This is a genomic window from Bacteroides sp. D1 (assembly GCF_000157095.2).
Taxonomy (GTDB): Bacteria; Bacteroidota; Bacteroidia; order Bacteroidales; family Bacteroidaceae; genus Bacteroides; species Bacteroides xylanisolvens.
Genome location: NZ_JH114350.1, coordinates 539,784 through 559,582 on the forward strand (window position 1 = coordinate 539,784; position 19,799 = coordinate 559,582).

Here is a 19,799-nt window from a genome sequence, read left to right on the forward strand (position 1 = left end):
ATCCTGTAAAAATTAGAACGCTGATTATTAATTAATAATCAGCGTTCTAATTTGAGAGCCGCTAGCCAGACTTGAACTGGCGACCTACGCGTTACGAATGCGTTGCTCTACCAACTGAGCTATAGCGGCGTTTGTCTCTCGTTTACGGCGTGCAAAATTACAGCTTTATTTGAGAAAACAAAAAGAATCCGATTATTTTTTGAGCATAATTTTTAAATCAACTTTTGTTGACGTAATCTAGAACTTTTCTTTGCGCTCAAATTTTCCGTCCTCGGTATAGTACTTCCATGTACCCTTCGGTTTATTATTTGCATACTTTCCACGAAGCTTCAATGTCCCATCTTCATAATATTCACGGTAACGACCGTGACGTTTTCCTTCCTTTACTTCCACTTCACTCTTCAACGCTCCCTCCGAATAAAACTCCCTCAAAACGTTTCCTTCAAACTTTTCGACATAGAAACGCTTCAATTCGCTCATCTGTTCTTTTTCAGTTTCAGCATCTTCGTTCATTTCCTCATCATCTTCATCGGCAGCAACGGCAACAACCTCCTCCGGTTGATATGGACTGTAATCCATCACATATTGCAAAGAAGCTGACCGTCCATCTCCTATAACCTGCATAGTCCAGTAAGGAAACGAATACAGAATATCTTTATTGGATTGTATTTCATTCCATGTGGCAGGATTCATCATAGGTTTCAGTTGGGAATAAAACTTGTGCACATCCGTATATAAGAAAATGGTAGAACTCGACTTTAAATAGGAAAGCGCATTTTCAAATCCCGGATTATTTTTCAATAAATTCTTCTGCTCGTAATCTTCCACAAAAGAGAGCAAAGATGCAGCCTTATTACTAAAAACTACATAATCATCGACATAAGTATAATATGGCTTTTCAAATTTATCAAATAGTTTTCCAAAGAACAGGCGGAAAAAGCCTTTCATTTCGATGTAATTAATCTCAAAATCTTTATAATTGACTGTTTTAATCTTAACCGGGCTGCGCCGCTTAATCTTCTTTTCTATTAATTCCATGTTCTTACGGGCATCTTTTATACTTTTAGCTCTGATAGCCAGAATTAGTTCTGGGTCATGCCCCAACAACCCCGGTTCGGATTGCGTAATAGCAAATTCTCCCGACATCCAACTCAAAAAGTTTTCTTCCAAAGATATCCCGAATAGCCCTTCAATCTTTTTCCGGGAACTTTGATAAGAATCATACAATTGTTTATTATGAACCGACATCGCATTCTCCAGCTCTTTTACAAAAGTTACCGGGTTGTTGAAACCTATATTGGTATAAAGAGCCGTCCGCCCGGACAGAATCTCATGCGCTTTCATTTTATGTTTTCCCGAATTCAATAAAGCAGTGACATAAGGATCGGCAGAATCTTTTCTCAACGTATACCCTTTCACTTCCATCCGCTCCTTATCCGTATTTAGGTAAAGTCCGGCAAAATTCATAGAATTGCTAAACAGATCAATGTATTCGTTTCTTGCCCCCAGATAAATAGACATGAATTGAGGTACGCGCGCATAATTAATAAAGACTCTGACAAGCCCCTTGCCGGAAACCAACTTCTCTGTTTCAATAAAAGACTGGTCAAGTCCGATTTTGGGTTTATTACGCGAATCAATAGCCGATTCGACAAGCCCGGACGTATAAGATCCTACCAAATGATTATCCACAAAAGCAATATAGAAAATATCCCTTGTTTCGGAATCACGCATTTCAAGGATATTAATGCCGTTATGCATCCGGTTGGTGACAGTAAAGCCACTCATGACCAATACAGTTTCCACCTGGTCTTTCAATAAATCCATTTTCGATGTTTTCTGCATATCCAGAATCAGCAGAAAATCCCACTTTGTGGCACGAGTCTTGTGAAGCGAAATAAGCATATCCCGTTCACCAACAAGCGACAACAACACTTTATTGCTTTTGACTACCGAATCGAGCTTCTCTACACTCTCCGTTACTTCCTCGAAAGATTTCGCTTTCTTCAGACATTGCCATGTTTCACTTCCACTAAACTTTTCCCAATCTTCAATCGGGGCCGATGATTGAATGATAAACGCAGCATCTTCGGGAACCAGATAGATTTGCTGAATATTACGATCAGGCGAAACAAATAAATAAACTACGGAATATACAACATATACCGCCAAAGCTAATGCGGCCACAACTAAAGTTCTCTTTACAATTTTCGAGGTACTTTTTTTCTTCTCCGGGCCTGCATATTGCTCTTCTTGCCCGCAATTTAATTCATTCATTATTGATCTGTTATAAACTTGAGTGGACAAAGATACTAAAAAAACTATTCTGAATAAAACATAAACCATTGACTCGTATCGTAAATATGTACTAACTTTACAGCATGAAAAAGAAATTCCAACTCGAAGTTCCGGGAGGAGCCGATAAAGTCTTGCTTCATACTTGTTGTGCTCCTTGTTCATCAGCCATTATTGAATGTATGATGCAACATCATATCACCCCCGTCATTTATTATTGCAATCCTAATATTTATCCGCAGGAAGAGTATATGATAAGAAAAGAAGAATGTACGCGCTATGCCCAATCATTGGGATTGGAGATTATAGATGCTGATTACGATCATGAAAACTGGCGATGTCACATAATAGGAATGGAGCAGGAACCTGAAAGAGGAGCACGTTGCCTGCGTTGTTTTAAACTGCGTTTATTGGAGACAGCCCGTTACGCACACGAACATGGTTTCTCTGTAATTACCACGACACTTGCCTCCAGTCGTTGGAAAAGCCTGGAGCAGATCAATGAAGCCGGACAATATGCTACCGCCTCTTACCCGGATGTCACATACTGGGAACAGAATTGGCGGAAAGGGGGACTTAGCGAGCGACGTATTGCCATCATTAAAGAATACAACTTTTACAACCAACAATATTGCGGTTGCGAATTCAGCATGAGAAAAGAAGAATAAAACAAACCTGTCATCACCAGCCAATCAATGAATCGAAATAAAAAAGGTAAAAACAGAAAACTATTCAAAAAGAAATCACATTCTAATAATAGATTAGGATGTATCATCGCCATTATTGTGCTCATTCCTATTCTTTTTGGTGTTTATTTGTATTGCCAGCAGATTAATATCCAGAAAAATAACGAACCGCAAACTGATACTTCCTTTCAAATTCCACCCGGTAAAGATCTGGAGACACCTATATCACTAGTTCCCCGGCAAGAACAAATCATCCGCCATAGCGGATATACGGTATCATACAACAAAGATTTAAAAATTCCCAACTGGGTTTCTTACGAATTAACAAGAAAAGAAACCAAAGGAAAAGAAAAAAGAGGTAATCGCTTTATTACCGATCCACTAGTGACAGGTCCGATTGCCACAAATGCCGACTATACCCGTTCAGGATATGACAAAGGTCACATGGCTCCCGCCGCAGATATGAAATGGAGTCCTGAAGCCATGAAAGAATCATTTTATTTCAGCAATATGTGTCCGCAACATCCACAACTAAACAGAAGAGGATGGAAAAATCTGGAAGAAAAGATCCGGGATTGGGCCATAGCAGACAGCACCATCATTATTATATGTGGTCCTATTATTGAAAAATATCCCAAAACAATCGGAAAGAATAAAGTCGTAGTACCTCAAAAGTTTTTTAAAGTAGTCCTTTCTCCTTTTGTCAAGCCGATGCGAGCTATCGGTTTCTTATTCAATAATGAGCAGGCAGTAGAACCTCTATCATCCTATGCGGTAACAATAGATAGCATCGAGAGCCTGACTAACATGGATTTCTTCGCACCTCTGCCCGATGAGATAGAAAACAAAATAGAAGCAGATATTAATTACTCCCTGTGGCCTAATTAAGTAGCAAAACTCGTTTCTCTGAAATGAATTCATTTCCTTGTGCCAATGGCATTCTAGTTACAAACAGACTCTCACTTCAATAAAAGGGAGTTGTTGTATTACTCTCAAGGTTTCCCATTGTAACGTCAAGAGATTGTCTTATTCCCACATATTGTGGGAAAGTATTCTCTTATTTTATGAGAAAACATTCCCATATATTGCGGGAAAATAGTCCCACAATATATGGGAATAATGGAACTACTCTGGAAACAAAAAGATAATCACAATGAAAACAAAGAGACACAATAAGCAGCTGAATAAATCAAGCAAGGCAGACGTAACGTGAAAGAATGAATTCACAATCGCACCGAAAGAAAATATACTTTTGATGTAATCGCCTTATGATTCATCCTAAAAAGAGAACACTCCTATCCAAATTCTTTTTATCTTTGACGAACTTTTTAAATACACCTCAAAAGATGAAGAAAAAAAAGAGAAATATTCTACTATCAATTCTAATCGGAGCATTCCTCCTTTGTGCAGTTGCCGGAGGCACCTTTTATTATTATCTGTTTGCCCCCCAATTTCACCCATCTAAAACCGTATATATTTATGTAGACCGGGATGATACTGCCGATTCTATTTACCATAAAATAAAAGAATTCGGGCATGTCAATAAGTTCACCGGATTCCAGTGGATGGCAAAATACAAGGATTTCAATCAGAATATCCACACCGGTCGTTATGCCATTCGCCCCAATGACAACGTCTATCATGTATATAGCCGTTTTTCCAGAGGTTATCAGGAACCTATGAACCTTACTATCGGAAGCGTCCGGACATTAGACCGATTGGCGCGAAGCATCGGCAAGCAACTCATGATAGACTCTGCCGAAATCGCGAGCCAACTGTTCGACTCTACTTTCCTAGTTCAAATGGGATATACCAGTATAACACTCCCCAGCCTTTTCATACCGGAAACCTATCAGGTATATTGGGATATGAGCGTAGACGAATTCTTTAAACGAATAAAGGACGAACACAAACGCTTCTGGAATAAAGATCGCCTGTCACAAGCTACCGCCATCGGCATGACACCGGAAGAAGTCAGCACACTTGCTTCCATCGTTGAAGAAGAGACCAACAACAACGAAGAAAAGCCAATGGTAGCCGGATTGTATATCAACCGGTTACATCAAGATATGCCCTTACAAGCAGATCCCACCATCAAATTTGCCCTGCAGGATTTTGGCCTGCGCCGAATTACCAACGAGCATTTAAAAGTCAATTCTCCCTACAATACCTATATAAATACCGGATTACCTCCGGGTCCCATCCGTATTCCCTCTAAAAAGGGAATAGACAGCGTGTTGAACTATACCAAACATAACTATATCTACATGTGCGCCAAAGAAGATTTTTCCGGTACTCACAACTTTGCCTCCAATTACGCCGACCACATGGCAAATGCAAGAAAATACTGGAAAGCCCTGAATGAAAGAAAGATTTTCAAGTAAATTTGTGATAAAACGAACGGAAAAGCCTATCTTTGCCCGATAGATTAACAAACTGTGATCAACACTAAATAAAAGAAATAGATATGAGCAAGCAACTCTTACTTGGCGATGAAGCCATTGCACAAGCTGCACTGGATGCCGGACTTTCAGGCGTTTATGCCTATCCGGGTACTCCTTCAACTGAAATTACGGAATATATTCAAATGGCCCCTATAACGACCGAACAGAATATACACAACCGTTGGTGTGCCAATGAAAAAACAGCGATGGAAGCTGCGTTGGGTATGTCTTTCGTAGGTAAACGGGCATTAGTTTGTATGAAGCACGTAGGTATGAATGTAGCTGCCGACTGTTTTGTCAACTCTGCCATCACAGGCGTGAAAGGCGGATTGATTGTGATAGCCGCAGACGATCCCAGTATGCACTCCTCGCAGAACGAACAGGACAGCCGTTTCTACGGAGACTTCTCACTGATACCGATGTACGAACCAAGCAATCAGCAGGAAGCGTATGATATGGTATACAGTGGCTTCGAATTCTCTGAAAAGCTAGGCGAACCGATCCTGATGCGTATGGTAACCCGCCTGGCACACTCCCGTTCAGGAGTAGAACGCAAAGAGCAAAAGCCGCAGAACAGCATCTCTTTCAGCGAAGATCCGCGTCAGTTCATCTTGTTGCCGGGAAATGCCCGCAAACGCTACAAAGTATTGCTTGCCCGCCAAGACGAATTTATCAAAGCTTCAGAAGAATCGCCCTATAATAAATATACAGACGGTCCTAACAAAAAGCTGGGAATCGTAGCTTGTGGTATCGGTTACAATTATCTGATGGAAAACTATCCGGAAGGTTGCGAATATCCGGTACTCAAGATCGGCCAATATCCATTGCCTAAAAAACAATTGCATCAATTGATCGAGTCTTGTGACGAAATCCTAGTTCTGGAAGACGGACAACCCTTTGTAGAAAAACAATTGAAAGGTTATCTGGGTATCGGCGTTAAAGTAAAAGGACGCCTCGACGGTACTCTGTCACAGGACGGAGAGTTAAATCCGGACTCTGTAGCCCGTGCCGTAGGTAAAGAGAATAAATCGGAATTCGGTATTCCTTCTGTTGTAGAAATGCGCCCGCCTGCACTTTGCGAAGGCTGTGGACACCGCGATATGTATATCACGCTGACCGAAGTTCTGAAAGAAGAATATCCATCTCATAAAGTATTCAGCGATATCGGCTGTTATACATTAGGTGCAAATGCTCCTTTCAATGCAATTAATTCATGCGTGGATATGGGTGCTTCCATTACGATGGCAAAAGGTGCCGCTGACGGAGGTCTTTTCCCGGCTGTAGCTGTCATCGGCGACTCAACGTTCACCCATTCCGGAATGACCGGACTGTTAGATTGCGTGAACGAGAACGCCAGTGTAACCATCGTCATCTCCGACAATGAAACCACCGCCATGACAGGTGGACAGGATTCTGCCGGAACCGGACGCATCGAAGCGATCTGTGCAGGTATCGGAGTAGATCCGGCCCATATCCGTGTAGTTACTCCATTGAAGAAGAACTATGAGGAAATGAAGCAAATCATTCGCGAAGAAATCGAATATCGTGGTGTATCTGTCATTATCCCACGCAGAGAGTGTATCCAGACATTAGCACGCAAAAAAAGAAGTAAGTAAGCCATGAAAAAAGACATTATATTATCAGGAGTCGGCGGACAGGGAATTCTGTCCATTGCCACAGTAATCGGCAAAGCTGCCTTGAAAGAAGGATTATACATGAAACAAGCGGAAGTGCACGGAATGAGTCAACGCGGAGGAGATGTCCAATCCAATCTCCGCATCAGCGACCAGCCGATTGCTTCAGACCTGATCCCATCAGGCAAATGTGATCTCATCATCTCATTGGAACCGATGGAAGGATTGCGTTACCTCCCCTACCTTAGCCCTACCGGCTGGTTGGTGACTAACGAAACTCCGTTTGTCAACATCCCCAATTATCCGGAAACAGACAAAGTGATGGCAGAAATCAACAAACTGCCTCATAAAATAGTATTGAACGTAGACAAAGTGGCAAAAGAAGTAGGCTCCGCCCGCGTTGCCAACATTGTCTTACTGGGAGCAACAATCCCATTCCTGGGTATTGATTACGAAAAAGTGCAAGACAGCATCCGCGAAATCTTCCTGCGTAAGGGAGAAGCAATTGTAGAAATGAATCTTAAAGCATTGGCAGCCGGCAAAGAAATTGCGGAAAAGCTGATGCAATAAAAGGCATTACCATGAGTACACAATACTGGGAAGAAGAATTAGAAACCATGAGCCGGGAGAAGTTGCAGGAATTGCAGCTTCAACGGCTTAAAAAAACAATTAATATAGCTGCGAACGCTCCATATTACAAAGAAGTTTTCAGCAAACATGGCATCACAGCAGATAGCATACAGTCATTGGATGATATCCGCAAAGTACCTTTCACTACCAAATCTGACATGCGCGCCCACTACCCGTTCGGACTGGTGGCAGGTGATATGAGCAATGATGGTGTACGTATTCACTCTTCCAGTGGTACCACCGGAAACCCGACTGTTATCGTTCACTCACAGCACGACCTCGATTCTTGGGCCAATCTGGTAGCCCGCTGTCTGTACGCAGTAGGAATACGCAAGACTGACGTTTTCCAAAACAGCTCCGGATACGGTATGTTTACAGGAGGTTTAGGCTTCCAATACGGCGCAGAACGCTTGGGCTGCCTGACAGTCCCTGCCGCTGCAGGAAACAGTAAACGACAGATTAAATTCATCAACGACTTTAAGACTACCGCTTTACATGCTATCCCCAGCTATGCCATCCGCCTTGCAGAAGTCTTCCAGGAAGAAGGTCTCGATCCCAAAGGAACCACACTGAAAACCCTGGTTATCGGCGCCGAACCCCACACCGACGAACAACGCCGGAAAATAGAAAAGATGCTGGGGGTAAAAGCATACAACAGCTTCGGTATGACAGAGATGAACGGCCCCGGTGTTGCCTTCGAATGTCAGGAACAGAATGGAATGCACTTCTGGGAAGACTGTTATCTGGTAGAAATTATCGACCCGGAAACAGGCGAACCTGTTCCGGAAGGAGAAATCGGAGAATTAGTACTTACGACTCTTGATCGTGAAATGATGCCGTTAATTCGCTATCGTACCCGCGATTTAACCCGTATTCTTCCCGGAAAATGCCCATGTGGCCGTACCCATATCCGTATCGACCGTATCAAGGGACGTAGTGATGATATGTTCATTATCAAGGGAGTAAACATCTTCCCGATGCAAGTAGAAAAGATTCTCGTACAATTCCCCGAATTAGGCAGCAACTACCTGATTACGCTGGAAACTGTCAACAACCAAGACGAAATGATCGTCGAAGTAGAATTAAGCGACCTTTCTACCGACAATTATATTGAACTGGAGAAGATCCGCAAGGATATTACCCGCCAATTGAAGGATGAAATATTGGTGACTCCTAAAGTTAAACTGGTAAAGAAAGGCTCTCTCCCGCAAAGCGAAGGAAAAGCCGTCCGGGTGAAAGACTTAAGAGACAACAAGTAACGATTCAAATATCCATGTGCTAATATACCAACCGCCGTTTTCACCATGCGGAATGGAATATTAGCACATTATTAATTAATATCATACAGCATGCAATTACTTAAAAAAAGAATTCTGCAAGACGGAAAATGCTACGAAGGAGGTATCCTGAAAGTAGACGGTTTTATTAATCATCAAATGGACCCTGTCCTGATGAAATCAATCGGAGTCGAGTTTGTCCGTCGTTTTGCAGCCACAAACGTAAATAAGATTATGACAATCGAAGCCAGCGGCATCGCCCCGGCTATCATGACAGGCTACCTAATGGATTTACCAGTTGTATTTGCAAAGAAAAAGTCTCCTAAAACCATCCAGAATGCACTAAGCACCACTGTGCACTCATTCACTAAAGATCGTGATTATGAAGTCGTTATCAGTGCCGATTTCCTCACTCCAAATGACAATGTTCTTTTCGTGGATGACTTCCTCGCGTATGGCAATGCCGCATTAGGCATTATCGACCTCATCAAGCAATCCGGAGCAAATTTGGTAGGAATGGGATTCATTATTGAAAAAGCCTTCCAAAATGGGCGTAAAAAACTTGAGGAGCAAGGTGTCAGAGTAGAAAGCCTGGCTATCATTGAAGACTTATCCAATTGCTGCATTAAAATCAAAGACGAGTAGATTAATTGGCGAGTAGATTAATTAGGATTGAAATACTGCCCTTTATCTTTCGTTCTTTTCCCATATTGCACCGCATGCTGCGGACAAACATGATAACATGCCAGGCATGAGGTGCAATCCATCCCCCAAACAGGCTTTCTGCCCACCATCATAATATTCCCTACCGGACAACTCTTCTCACAACGCTTACATCCAATACAAGCATCCGTAGTATAAAAATTCTCGGGAGACATCTGAAAGCGATTAAATAAAGGATTGATAATCCTCGTCTTAATAAAAGGAATACTCCCTTCATGACAAAGAAACAACTCCTCTCTCCTACTTATCGAAGCATTTATTTGATTGAGAGTCGGAATAGCATCTGCCAGCTTTTTCTCCTCCAGTTCTTTCTTATCTACGTCAAAACCGGGAAGCAACACATAATTATTGGGCATAGTCACAGAAAAGCCTGCATGACACTTCCAGCCTTTATGACTCAAAGCCTTCTCCAGCACCTGCTGCGTAAGCCCGGTATCATCCCCACAGGAACAAACAAAAAACAAATATTGTCTTTTATACCCCTTTAAAGAGAGTTGCCGAATAAAATTAAGTACGATTTCAGGAGGAGCCCACGAATAGATAGGAAATACAAAACCGATCTTTTCATCTTCCCGCAAACAAAACTCAAACGTTCTGTTCTTTAACGCATCGGGAATAAAAACCAATTCTTCTTTTTGCTCTTTGGAAAGCTGATTTGCAATCCATTTAGAATTACCTGTACCGGAGAAATAGAATATCATAGAAAAGTATATAAAAAAGCCGCATCGACGATGTGATGAAACTCTGATAGAACAAGATTTGAGCGCTCGCCCTCTTTGTAATCCACCGGCTTAAAGCTGTCCCGAAGGATGTGGCCCGCCATTGAAGAACGAAGCTTTCTCGGTGCATCAGATTAATTTGAAGAGTTTCCCGATCCAGTCGATACGGCTAATATTTTAGTATCACAAATGTAATAAGAATACATGAAACTAACAAGAAAAAAAAGGATTTTGTTTGCCAACTAACATTTTTTTTATTCCCTTTCATCTGCCTAACAAAAGAAAAGTGCCAGTTACTAGCTTAGTAACTGACACTTTGTAACTCGTAAACTATTGATGCTTAAGCAGCTTTTGCTTTTGCAACTACAGCTTTGAAAGCTTCCGGGTGATTCATAGCTAAATCAGCCAAAACCTTACGGTTTATTTCAATACCGGCTTTGTGCAGACCGCCCATCAATTTAGAATAAGACATTCCTTCAAGACGTGCAGCAGCGTTGATACGTTGTATCCAAAGAGCGCGGAAGTTTCTTTTCTTATTTCTACGGTCACGGAACGCGTAAGTCAAACCCTTTTCCCAAGTGTTTTTAGCTACGGTCCATACATTCTTTCTTGCACCAAAGTAACCTCTGGTTAATTTCAAAATTTTCTTTCTTCTTGCTTTTGAAGCAACATGATTTACTGATCTTGGCATAGTTTTACTTTTTTTGAATGTTAGCGCCGCTACTTCACGCAGCGAACTTCAGGCTAATGCATTCGGTTAATACTTTAATAATACTTTTACGCTTTTGATTACTTCATTGCTAAGAGTTCCTTAACCTGGCTTACATTTGTTGTATCAACAGTTGTAGAGTAGCACAGATTTCTTTTTCTCTTCTTAGTTTTCTTAGTCAAAATGTGACTGTGAAAAGCGTGCTTTCTTTTGATTTTACCTGTTCCGGTAAGGGTAAACCTTTTTTTAGAACCGGAGTTAGTCTTCATCTTTGGCATCTTACTTGTTTTTAAATTATTAAATATATAATGGCAACGCACTATACCTGCACGTTACGCATCCTTTCTTATTCTTCGCCCTTTTCCGGCTTCTCTGCTTTTTGTGCAGGAGCAGCAGGTTTCGGTGTTCCAGCTGTTGCCGGCTTTTTAGAAGCTTCTTTCTTTTTCGGAGAAAGCTGAATAGTCATGCGCTTACCTTCCAGTATCGGCATTTGATCTACTTTAGCGTAATCTTCCAGGTCATTTGCAAAACGAAGCAAAAGCACTTCACCTTGCTCCTTGAAAAGGATGGAGCGACCTTTAAAGAATACATAAGCCTTCACCTTATCGCCATCTTCCAAAAATCCTTTAGCATGCTTCAACTTAAAGTTGTAATCATGGTCGTCTGTCTGGGGTCCGAAACGGATTTCCTTCACATTAACCTTAACCTGCTTCGCTTTCTGTTCCTTCTGGCGTTTCTTTAATTGATAAAGAAATTTAGAATAATCAATAATACGACAAACAGGGGGTTGAGCATTAGGAGAAATTTCCACTAAATCCAATTCTCTCTCTTCAGCCATTTTCAGAGCCTGAAAGATTGGATATACTTTCGGTTCAATATCATCGCTTACTATGCGAACTTCCTTGGCACGAATCTGTTCATTGATTCTGTATTGCCCTTTTAGAGTGTCATTCTTCATTAAAAACGTTTACTTCCTAGTTTGATCTTTTTATTGTTATACTAAATATTTTATTCTGAAACGGCTGCAAAGTTACCATTTATTTATCATATTCTGAACTTCTTCGTTCAAAATTTTAGCAAATTCTTCAAATTTCATAGTTCCTTTGTCACCTTCGCCTTGTCTACGAACAGAAACTTCTCCATTTTCTGCTTCTTTTTCGCCGACAATCAGCATATAAGGAATACGTTTCATCTCATTATCACGAATCTTACGGCCGATCTTCTCGTTACGATCATCTACAATCGCACGGATTTCGTGTATCTTCAGATACATCTTCACCTGCTCTGCATATTCATTGAACTTCTCACTGATTGGCAGAATAACTACCTGTTCCGGTGTCAGCCACAATGGGAATTTACCGGCAGTATGTTCAATCAGTACGGCAACAAAACGTTCCATTGATCCGAACGGAGCACGGTGAATCATTACCGGGCGATGCTTCTGATTGTCAGAACCCATATATTCAAGTTCAAAACGTTCCGGCAAGTTGTAGTCAACCTGGATCGTACCCAGCTGCCAACGACGACCGATAGCGTCTTTCACCATAAAGTCAAGTTTAGGACCATAGAAAGCTGCTTCTCCATACTCAATCTTAGCAGGCAAGCCTTTTTCCGCACAAGCCTCAATAATAGCCTGTTCAGCCTTTTCCCAGTTATCATCGCTACCGATGTACTTTTCACGGTTCACTTTATCACGCAAGGATATCTGTGCTTCAAAATTCTGGAAATCCATAGAACGGAACACGATAGATATGATATCCATCACACGAAGGAATTCATCTTTCACTTGTTCCGGACGGCAGAAGATATGCGCATCATCCTGTGTAAAGCTACGTACACGAGTTAAACCATGTAACTCACCACTTTGTTCATAACGACAAACCGTACCAAATTCTGCAATACGCAATGGAAGGTCCTTATATGAACGTGGGAAGTTCTTGTAAATCTCACAGTGGTGAGGGCAGTTCATTGGTTTCAAGAAATACTCTTCACCCTCTTCCGGAGTATGAATAGGCTGGAATGCATCCTTACCATATTTTGCATAGTGACCTGAAGTCACATACAGCAATTTATTACCAATTGGCGGAGTGATTACTTCCTGATAATCGTAACGTGTCTGAATACGACGCAAGAACTCTTGCAGACGCAGACGCAATGCAGTACCTTTTGGCAACCACATAGGAAGTCCCTTACCTACAGTTTCGGAGAACATAAACAACTGCATCTCCTTACCGATCTTACGGTGGTCACGCTTCTTCGCTTCTTCCAGCAATATCAGATATTCATCCAGCATTTTTTTCTTCGGGAACGTGATACCATAAATACGGGTCAGCATCTTACGATCTTCATGACCACGCCAGTAAGCACCAGCCACTGAAGTCAACTTGATAGCCTTGATCGGAGCAGTCGTCATCAAGTGAGGACCACGACAAAGGTCAGTAAATGCACCCTGGGTATAAGTTGTAATGTGTCCGTCTTCCAGTTCAGAGATCAATTCACATTTGTATGTTTCGCCACGATCGCCAAACATTTTCAGAGCATCTGTCTTTGCGATGCTTTTTCTGACTACCTCTTCTTTCTTTGCAGCCAGTTCCAACATTTTAGCTTCAATGGCTGGAAGGTCGCTTTCTTTAATCACAGCTTCACCCGGATCCACATCATAGTAGAATCCGTTCTCGATAGCCGGTCCGATACCAAACTGGATACCCGGATAAAGTTCCTGCAAAGCTTCCGCCAGCAAATGTGCACTTGTATGCCAAAACGCATGTTTACCTTCTTCATCATCCCATTTATAAAGAACAAAATTAGCATCTTCATTAATAGGACGTCCTAAATCATAAGTCTCGCCGTTCACTCCACATGCCAGCACTTCCTGTGCCAGACGCGAGCTGATACTTTCAGCAATCTGTAAACCGTTCACTCCTTCGTTATATTCACGAACGGAGCCATCGGGAAATGTTATCTTTATCATAATATGATGATGTTATATTTTCATAATTTGAACGCAAAAGTAACTAAATCTTTTGAGTTTTCTATTTTTTATCAAAAAAATGTTATTCCGATTGATCCGTAAAACGTTTGATAACATTATAAGCAGAAACAATCCCCAACTCACCGGCTTTACTCAAATCAGAAATACCCAGCTTATTATTTCCTAAGAAAATATGAGTCAGTCCACGATTGAAGTAAGCGTCTGCAAAATCAGGATTCAGCTCGATCGCCTTATCATAGTCGACAATTGCAGCCCGGTAATCTTTCAACATGGCAGAAACATTGGCACGATTATAATATGCATATACAAAGTCCGGAGCCAGATTTATCACCTTATCCAAATCTTTTCTCACCACCTCATAATCTACTGCGGTAATCTCTTTACGCTTATTATCGCCAGGAACAACATCTGTTTCGACAGCTTGTTCCGCTTTCTGATATTCCAACTGTTTACAACGAATCAATGCACGCATAAAATATGCCGGGAAGAAATCACCATCCAGCAAGATTGTCTGAGTCAAATCAGAGACCGCACTCGAGAAGTCCTGCACCAAATAAAAATCAATTGCACGGGCAAAACGTTTTGAGGCATTCTTATCATCTTCCACAATAGCCGATGTATGTGTATCGATCAAGGCAAAATGCACTTTCACCTGTTCTTCCGTCAACGGAGCTTCCATATTCGTGATGCGAAGACGTTTCGGAAGTATACCTGTACGGTTTAAACCCTCAATATATTTGTGAAAGTTCACCGAACGCTTCACGTCACTCATCTTCTCATAATAAGTCAAAGCGAACATCGGTTCCAGTTTTATATTTACGTTCTTATCCTGCACACGTCCACGATAATCACTTGTATAGCGTTGTTCAGCTTCGGAATCATCGGCAATCACTATCTTACGATAGTTATTCATATTCTTATCTGATTTCTTACGGGTCTTCTCTCCGCCTTCCTCTTCGTTTTCCTTATCCTTATTCTGTGCTACATCTTTATTCGTCACACCGTTCTGCTTATCTATTTGAGCTTTCATGACTTTAAACTCGTCCTGCTCCGCTCCTTTCTTGTCGCCAATCTTTCTGCGAGCTTCCGAACGCTGGTAATATCCGGCAAGGAAGTTCGGATACTGGTTGATAACAGTTGTGTAATCTTGTATTGCCCCGCGATAATCACCCGTTTGGGCACGTAGCAATCCACGGTTAAAGACAGCCATCATATTATCCGGCTCCATCTTGATGACAAAGTCAAAATCTTCAATAGCCCGGTTGTCATCTCCTACCCGAGCACGCAACAAACCACGGTTATAATGACCGATAAAGTTATTCGGATCAATATCCAACGCCAGATCATAATCGCTCATAGCGCCTCTCAAATTATTCTGATGAAAGCGTGCCAATGCACGGTTTATATAATTTCCCGCATTCTTAGCGCTCAAAGGAATAGCACGGTTGAAATCCGCTTCAGCTTCCGCATACTTAGCCTGCTGTAATTTAACGATCGCTCTTGCAGACCATGCGTCCGGATCATATTTATCCAGTTCAAGAGCCTTATTGAAGTCGTTCAAAGCAGCAATCGTATCTTTCTGTTGCAAGGACACTTCCCCCCTCATCAAATAAGCGCGGGTATAACGCGGAGATACTTTCAGCAAACTTTCCAAATCCTCTTTCGCAGCATCATAATCTTTCTTCTGGATATGAGATAATGTCAGATTATGCCATAAGGTAATATTCTCCGGATCATAATGCAATGCTTTCTTGTAATCTTCAATCGCTCCATCAAATTTACTCTGACGAATCCTTGCCAAACCACGAATCTGATAAGCACCCACCACAAACGGATTGCGTTGGATAGCTGCATCACAGTCTGTTTCAGCACCCTGGAAATCCTCCAGATTTAGTTTTGCCAATGCCCTGAAGAAATAGGGCTCATACAGATAAGGTTTAGCGTTAATAACCTGGTTAAAGTACTGAATAGAAAGTACATAGTCCTCAAAATAAAGAGCGTTTCGGGCAATAGTCATCACCCGATCCGTATTTATCTGAGCACACACCAGCGTTGGGAACAGTAATAAAACTGTTAAGATTCTTTTTACCATTGATATTTTATGCTTGTAAACGAAGCAAAAATAATGCTTTTCGCTTACTTAACAGGGATATAAACGTTTTTTATCTTTATTTCACCTGTTTCATCTTATAAGAACTGCGTGCTTTTCCCTTCAACATCGTATTCAGCTTTCCTTTAATCATCTGCTTACGAAGCGGTGAGATATGGTCGATAAACATCTTACCATCCAAATGATCGAATTCATGCTGCATCACCCGAGCCAGATAACCCTCTACCTCTTCTTCATGCTCCACAAAATTCTCGTCCATATATTTCACGCGAATTTTATCACCTCTTTTCACTGTTTCATGAATACCGGGAAGACTGAGACAGCCCTCTTCCATGTTCACTTCTTCGCCCCCGACTTCCAGAATGTGGGGATTGATATAAGCCTTATTGAAGTCTTTAAATTCAGGATACTCCTCCGAAAGCGGATCCAACGTAATAGTAACCACGCGAATAGGCAAACCAATCTGCGGAGCAGCCAGTCCTACGCCATCGGCGTGCACCATTGTTTCAAACATGTTTTCAATCAACTCTTTCAGGTTCGGATAATCCGGTGTTATGTCCTCTGCAACCTTTCTCAATACAGGCTGACCATATACATAAATAGGTAAAATCATATTTTTATACTCTACTAAAAATTAAGTTATTCAATATCTTCTATTAAAAACGTTTACTTTCCAAATATGTTTGCAAAATAATAGTAGCACTTATCTCATCCACCAATGCTTTGTTTTGGCGGTCCTTTTTCTTCAGACCGGCCTCCAACATGGTACGATGCGCAAGAACAGAAGTGAACCGTTCGTCCACATACTCGACCGGAAGATCCGGATATCGTTTCTTCAGCGAACGAACAAAAGGTTCTATATTCTTCATATTCTCCGAAACCTCATTATTCATTTGCTTTGGCAATCCAATAATAATCCGCTCCACCGGTTCTTTAGCCATATATTCACCGATAAAGTTCAGAAGTTCATGCGTAGGCACTGTTGTCAATCCGTTTGCGATCAGCTGCATAGTATCGCTCACAGCTATCCCAGTACGCTTTCTTCCATAATCTATTGCTACTATTCTGCTCATGGGGTACAAAAATACAAAAAAGACGCTTCCTGTGAAAGGAAACGTCTCTTTTATTCTATTATTTAAAATGTATATTATTCTTCAACAATAGCTACACGGCTTAACTTAGCATCATCATAGAACATGTTGCCTACGCCACCCTTGTAATCAACTTTCAACTGAGAAGCAGGAACACCGAATTCATTAACCATCAGGTCACGAACTGCTTCAGCTCTCTTCTTACTCAATTTCATGTTATATTCAGCAGAACCAGTACCTTTATCAGCATAACCTGTTACAGTAAATACTTTATCAGTTGCTTTGATACCTTTAGCCATAGCTTCGATATTCATATACTCTCTCTTGCTGATGTTGCTCTTTCCGATATTAAATACAACAACATAACGTGGAATGAAACCAGCTTCTTTCTTAACGATCACTTCCGGTTTTTTGTTACGTGCTTCAACCAAGTCACGTTTCAAAGATTCGTTTTCACCCTTCAGAGCGTTTACTCTGTCTCTCATGTCGTTCAACTGACTTTCCGGAACCATCGGTACAGTAGGAACAGCATCCCAACCACGTTTCTTGAACTTGTAAGTAACACCTACAGTCAGACCAGCCAATCCTTCAGGACCTGAGTTACCAAATGCGCCTTTCATCAAAAGTCCACGCAATTCAACGTTAAGATCCAAAGCTGAAGAGAGACGGAAGCGGTTGATCAAACCGGCATTGATACCCAGTTCATCATAACCCGGACCTTTACCTGTGTGTACGAATCCAGCACCTACATAAGGAATGAATGAGTACAGACGATCTTCTTTATAACCACAGAACATATTGGTAAGGTTCAACAATACGTCTCCGTGAAGGTTAACAACATTCCATTTTTCTTTGTAGTAACCATTAGAGTACTGTCCTCCGTCTACAAGCGGACCGTTAGCATAAGGAGTAGCACCTTTAGCCTGAAGACCGTTGTAAGCCACGCGTAATCCGATACCTGGAGTAAACCACTTACCTACAGCAATGTCAAGTGCCGGAGCAAGACGTTTTCCGAAGTCGGCTTTACCATCATTGTCGCCAAAATACATTTGTGCGCCAACGCCACCACTAATAAACCAGTTAGCACCAAAGCGGTTAGTTTCCACTCTATAACTCTTTGCTGCATTTTCTTTTTCTTGTGCAGGCAAACATACAGATGCTGCTGCCAATAAAATAAACAATAAACCCTTTTTCATCTCAATTTATTTTAGTAAATAATATATTTCAATTGTCTTACAGGATAGATACACAACCCAAATGTTCTACACCTGACTAAGAGACAATAAACGTCATTCTTCTTTCTAAATTTGGTGCAAATATAGATATTTAATATAACACAAACAAAAAAACACGTAAATTTTCATTCATTCATAGATTTTTATAGAGCGATAAAAGTCTTAGATAACTCCAGAAGGCATCTGAAAGGGTTTGTGACAAAAGAATTAAAACAAAAAAAATAGTCAATGATAAATGATATCACTGACTATTTCTCTTCTTTGTCTATATACTTTGTTAATATACCAGTTTTACATTGTCAACCCATAATGTATTTCCCGGAGAACCGATATAAGCTCCTCCATGACTGGATGTAAATTGAATATACATATGAGTCGGAACATCATTTTCATCTCCCCAGGCCACTTCGTGGATAGGCACGCTTTCACCCTTGCTGTTCACCGTATAACTTTCGGTTGCTTGCAGACGCATCATGTGCGCCTTGTACTCCGGACGATTCGTTATATCACCATACATAATCTCATAAGTTACATTATTTTTCCAGTCCGTAGAGTGATAATAATAAGTCACCATTGTCCCTATCCGTTTCGCATACACATTTCCATTGGCATCTTCCCAACGTTTTTGCAGTAACAGGATAGCTGCCGGATAATCTTTTCCGGGCACATCCGTAATCTTACTGAAACCGGTAGCACGAATACGATTCTCCCGGTCAGACATCTTCACCTTGTAATCAAACTGAAGAGCAACCGGTTTTTTTGTAAACGGAATACCCGTCTGCAGCATTTTCTGCGGATTTTTAGTGCCCTTAATCGGCTCATGCACCGAACCGGTAAAGATAGACCCTGCCGCCAACACTGTAATATTAACCAATCCCAGCACTTTCACACTTTCCATGCGTGTATCCAAACGGGCACAGTATCCATCTCCCCGCTTCTCCGGAAAGACCGAAGTATTAGTTTTCGTAATACCGGCCACTTTCGCCATCACATTCGAAGTAGCCCAAGGCGAACCACCCATATTCTTATAAACCTGATCCCCCTTGATCACCGACGTCGGCCCTATCGCATATACATTCTTAGTATTCCCGCCAATAATGCTCGACTCCTTTATCTGACGGTCCACCCATTGATTCATGTCCCCGAAAGGAACCACCTCAACTTTATGTTGCGCCATCAAAGACAAGGAAGAAATAAATGCAACGAAACCTGTCATCAACAGGCGATGAATGCTTTTCTGAATCATCAATACTT

The 19,799-nt window shown here is 41.4% G+C and carries 18 protein-coding genes and 1 tRNA gene; 7 read left to right on the top strand and 12 right to left on the bottom strand.

What is annotated here, in order from left to right; genetic code table 11:
• Positions 1–56 precede the first annotated feature (56 nt).
• Positions 57–129, bottom strand: a tRNA-Thr gene (locus BSAG_RS02795).
• A 108-nt stretch (positions 130–237) separates the two neighbouring features.
• Positions 238–2,277, bottom strand: coding sequence for a DUF3352 domain-containing protein (locus tag BSAG_RS02790; protein WP_008018142.1), 2,040 nt, complete (start codon positions 2,275–2,277; stop codon positions 238–240).
• A gap of 104 nt (positions 2,278–2,381) precedes the next feature.
• Between BSAG_RS02790 and BSAG_RS02785 the strand changes: the two genes are divergently transcribed.
• The 7 genes from BSAG_RS02785 (at position 2,382) to xpt (ending at position 9,611) form a co-directional block, all read left to right on the top strand.
• Complete coding sequence (locus BSAG_RS02785) at positions 2,382–2,963, top strand: epoxyqueuosine reductase QueH (RefSeq protein WP_004313253.1); 582 nt, start codon at positions 2,382–2,384, stop codon at positions 2,961–2,963.
• A 27-nt stretch (positions 2,964–2,990) separates the two neighbouring features.
• On the top strand, positions 2,991–3,869 hold the full coding sequence (locus BSAG_RS02780) for a DNA/RNA non-specific endonuclease (protein ID WP_004313252.1): 879 nt from the start codon (positions 2,991–2,993) through the stop codon (positions 3,867–3,869).
• A 458-nt stretch (positions 3,870–4,327) separates the two neighbouring features.
• On the top strand, positions 4,328–5,365 hold the full coding sequence (mltG, locus tag BSAG_RS02775; protein WP_008644108.1) for an endolytic transglycosylase MltG: 1,038 nt from the start codon (positions 4,328–4,330) through the stop codon (positions 5,363–5,365).
• Positions 5,366–5,448: 83 nt separating this feature from the next.
• On the top strand, positions 5,449–7,041 hold the full coding sequence (locus BSAG_RS02770) for a thiamine pyrophosphate-dependent enzyme (RefSeq protein WP_004313250.1): 1,593 nt from the start codon (positions 5,449–5,451) through the stop codon (positions 7,039–7,041).
• Between the two features lie 3 nt (positions 7,042–7,044).
• The gene (locus tag BSAG_RS02765) at positions 7,045–7,629 is read left to right on the top strand and encodes an indolepyruvate oxidoreductase subunit beta (RefSeq protein WP_004311458.1); all 585 of its coding nucleotides are present in this window, start codon (positions 7,045–7,047) and stop codon (positions 7,627–7,629) included.
• Positions 7,630–7,640: 11 nt separating this feature from the next.
• Positions 7,641–8,948: a phenylacetate--CoA ligase gene (locus BSAG_RS02760; RefSeq protein WP_004313249.1), complete on the top strand. Its 1,308-nt coding sequence runs from the start codon at positions 7,641–7,643 to the stop codon at positions 8,946–8,948.
• A 90-nt stretch (positions 8,949–9,038) separates the two neighbouring features.
• Entirely contained in the window at positions 9,039–9,611 is a 573-nt protein-coding gene (gene xpt, locus BSAG_RS02755; RefSeq protein ID WP_004311456.1) for a xanthine phosphoribosyltransferase, read from the top strand.
• A 17-nt stretch (positions 9,612–9,628) separates the two neighbouring features.
• On the opposite strand, the gene BSAG_RS02750 is transcribed toward xpt, so the two are convergent.
• The 10 genes from BSAG_RS02750 to BSAG_RS02705 form a co-directional block, all read right to left on the bottom strand.
• Positions 9,629–10,390 (bottom strand): EFR1 family ferrodoxin, encoded by a 762-nt coding sequence (locus BSAG_RS02750; protein WP_004313248.1) that lies wholly within the window; start codon positions 10,388–10,390, stop codon positions 9,629–9,631.
• Positions 10,391–10,748: 358 nt separating this feature from the next.
• Complete coding sequence (gene rplT / locus BSAG_RS02745; RefSeq protein ID WP_004297540.1) at positions 10,749–11,099, bottom strand: 50S ribosomal protein L20; 351 nt, start codon at positions 11,097–11,099, stop codon at positions 10,749–10,751.
• A gap of 98 nt (positions 11,100–11,197) precedes the next feature.
• A complete protein-coding gene (gene rpmI, locus BSAG_RS02740; protein ID WP_004326827.1) occupies positions 11,198–11,395 on the bottom strand; it encodes a 50S ribosomal protein L35 in 198 nt (65 codons plus the stop codon).
• A gap of 68 nt (positions 11,396–11,463) precedes the next feature.
• Positions 11,464–12,075 carry a translation initiation factor IF-3 gene (gene infC, locus BSAG_RS02735; protein ID WP_004297533.1) on the bottom strand — a complete coding sequence of 204 codons (612 nt, stop codon included), beginning with the start codon at positions 12,073–12,075 and terminating at the stop codon, positions 11,464–11,466.
• Positions 12,076–12,147: 72 nt separating this feature from the next.
• A complete protein-coding gene (thrS, locus tag BSAG_RS02730; protein WP_004313247.1) occupies positions 12,148–14,088 on the bottom strand; it encodes a threonine--tRNA ligase in 1,941 nt (646 codons plus the stop codon).
• 82 nt (positions 14,089–14,170) lie between these two features.
• Entirely contained in the window at positions 14,171–16,201 is a 2,031-nt protein-coding gene (locus tag BSAG_RS02725; protein ID WP_008021990.1) for a tetratricopeptide repeat protein, read from the bottom strand.
• A gap of 76 nt (positions 16,202–16,277) precedes the next feature.
• Positions 16,278–16,832, bottom strand: a complete 555-nt coding sequence (def, locus tag BSAG_RS02720) for a peptide deformylase (RefSeq protein WP_004313245.1) — start codon at positions 16,830–16,832, stop codon at positions 16,278–16,280.
• Positions 16,833–16,875: 43 nt separating this feature from the next.
• Positions 16,876–17,292 (bottom strand): Holliday junction resolvase RuvX, encoded by a 417-nt coding sequence (ruvX, locus tag BSAG_RS02715; protein ID WP_008021987.1) that lies wholly within the window; start codon positions 17,290–17,292, stop codon positions 16,876–16,878.
• Positions 17,293–17,366: 74 nt separating this feature from the next.
• A complete protein-coding gene (locus BSAG_RS02710) occupies positions 17,367–18,506 on the bottom strand; it encodes an OmpA family protein (RefSeq protein WP_004313243.1) in 1,140 nt (379 codons plus the stop codon).
• A 316-nt stretch (positions 18,507–18,822) separates the two neighbouring features.
• Complete coding sequence (locus BSAG_RS02705; protein WP_004313242.1) at positions 18,823–19,791, bottom strand: PCMD domain-containing protein; 969 nt, start codon at positions 19,789–19,791, stop codon at positions 18,823–18,825.
• Between the last annotated feature and the right edge of the window lie 8 nt (positions 19,792–19,799).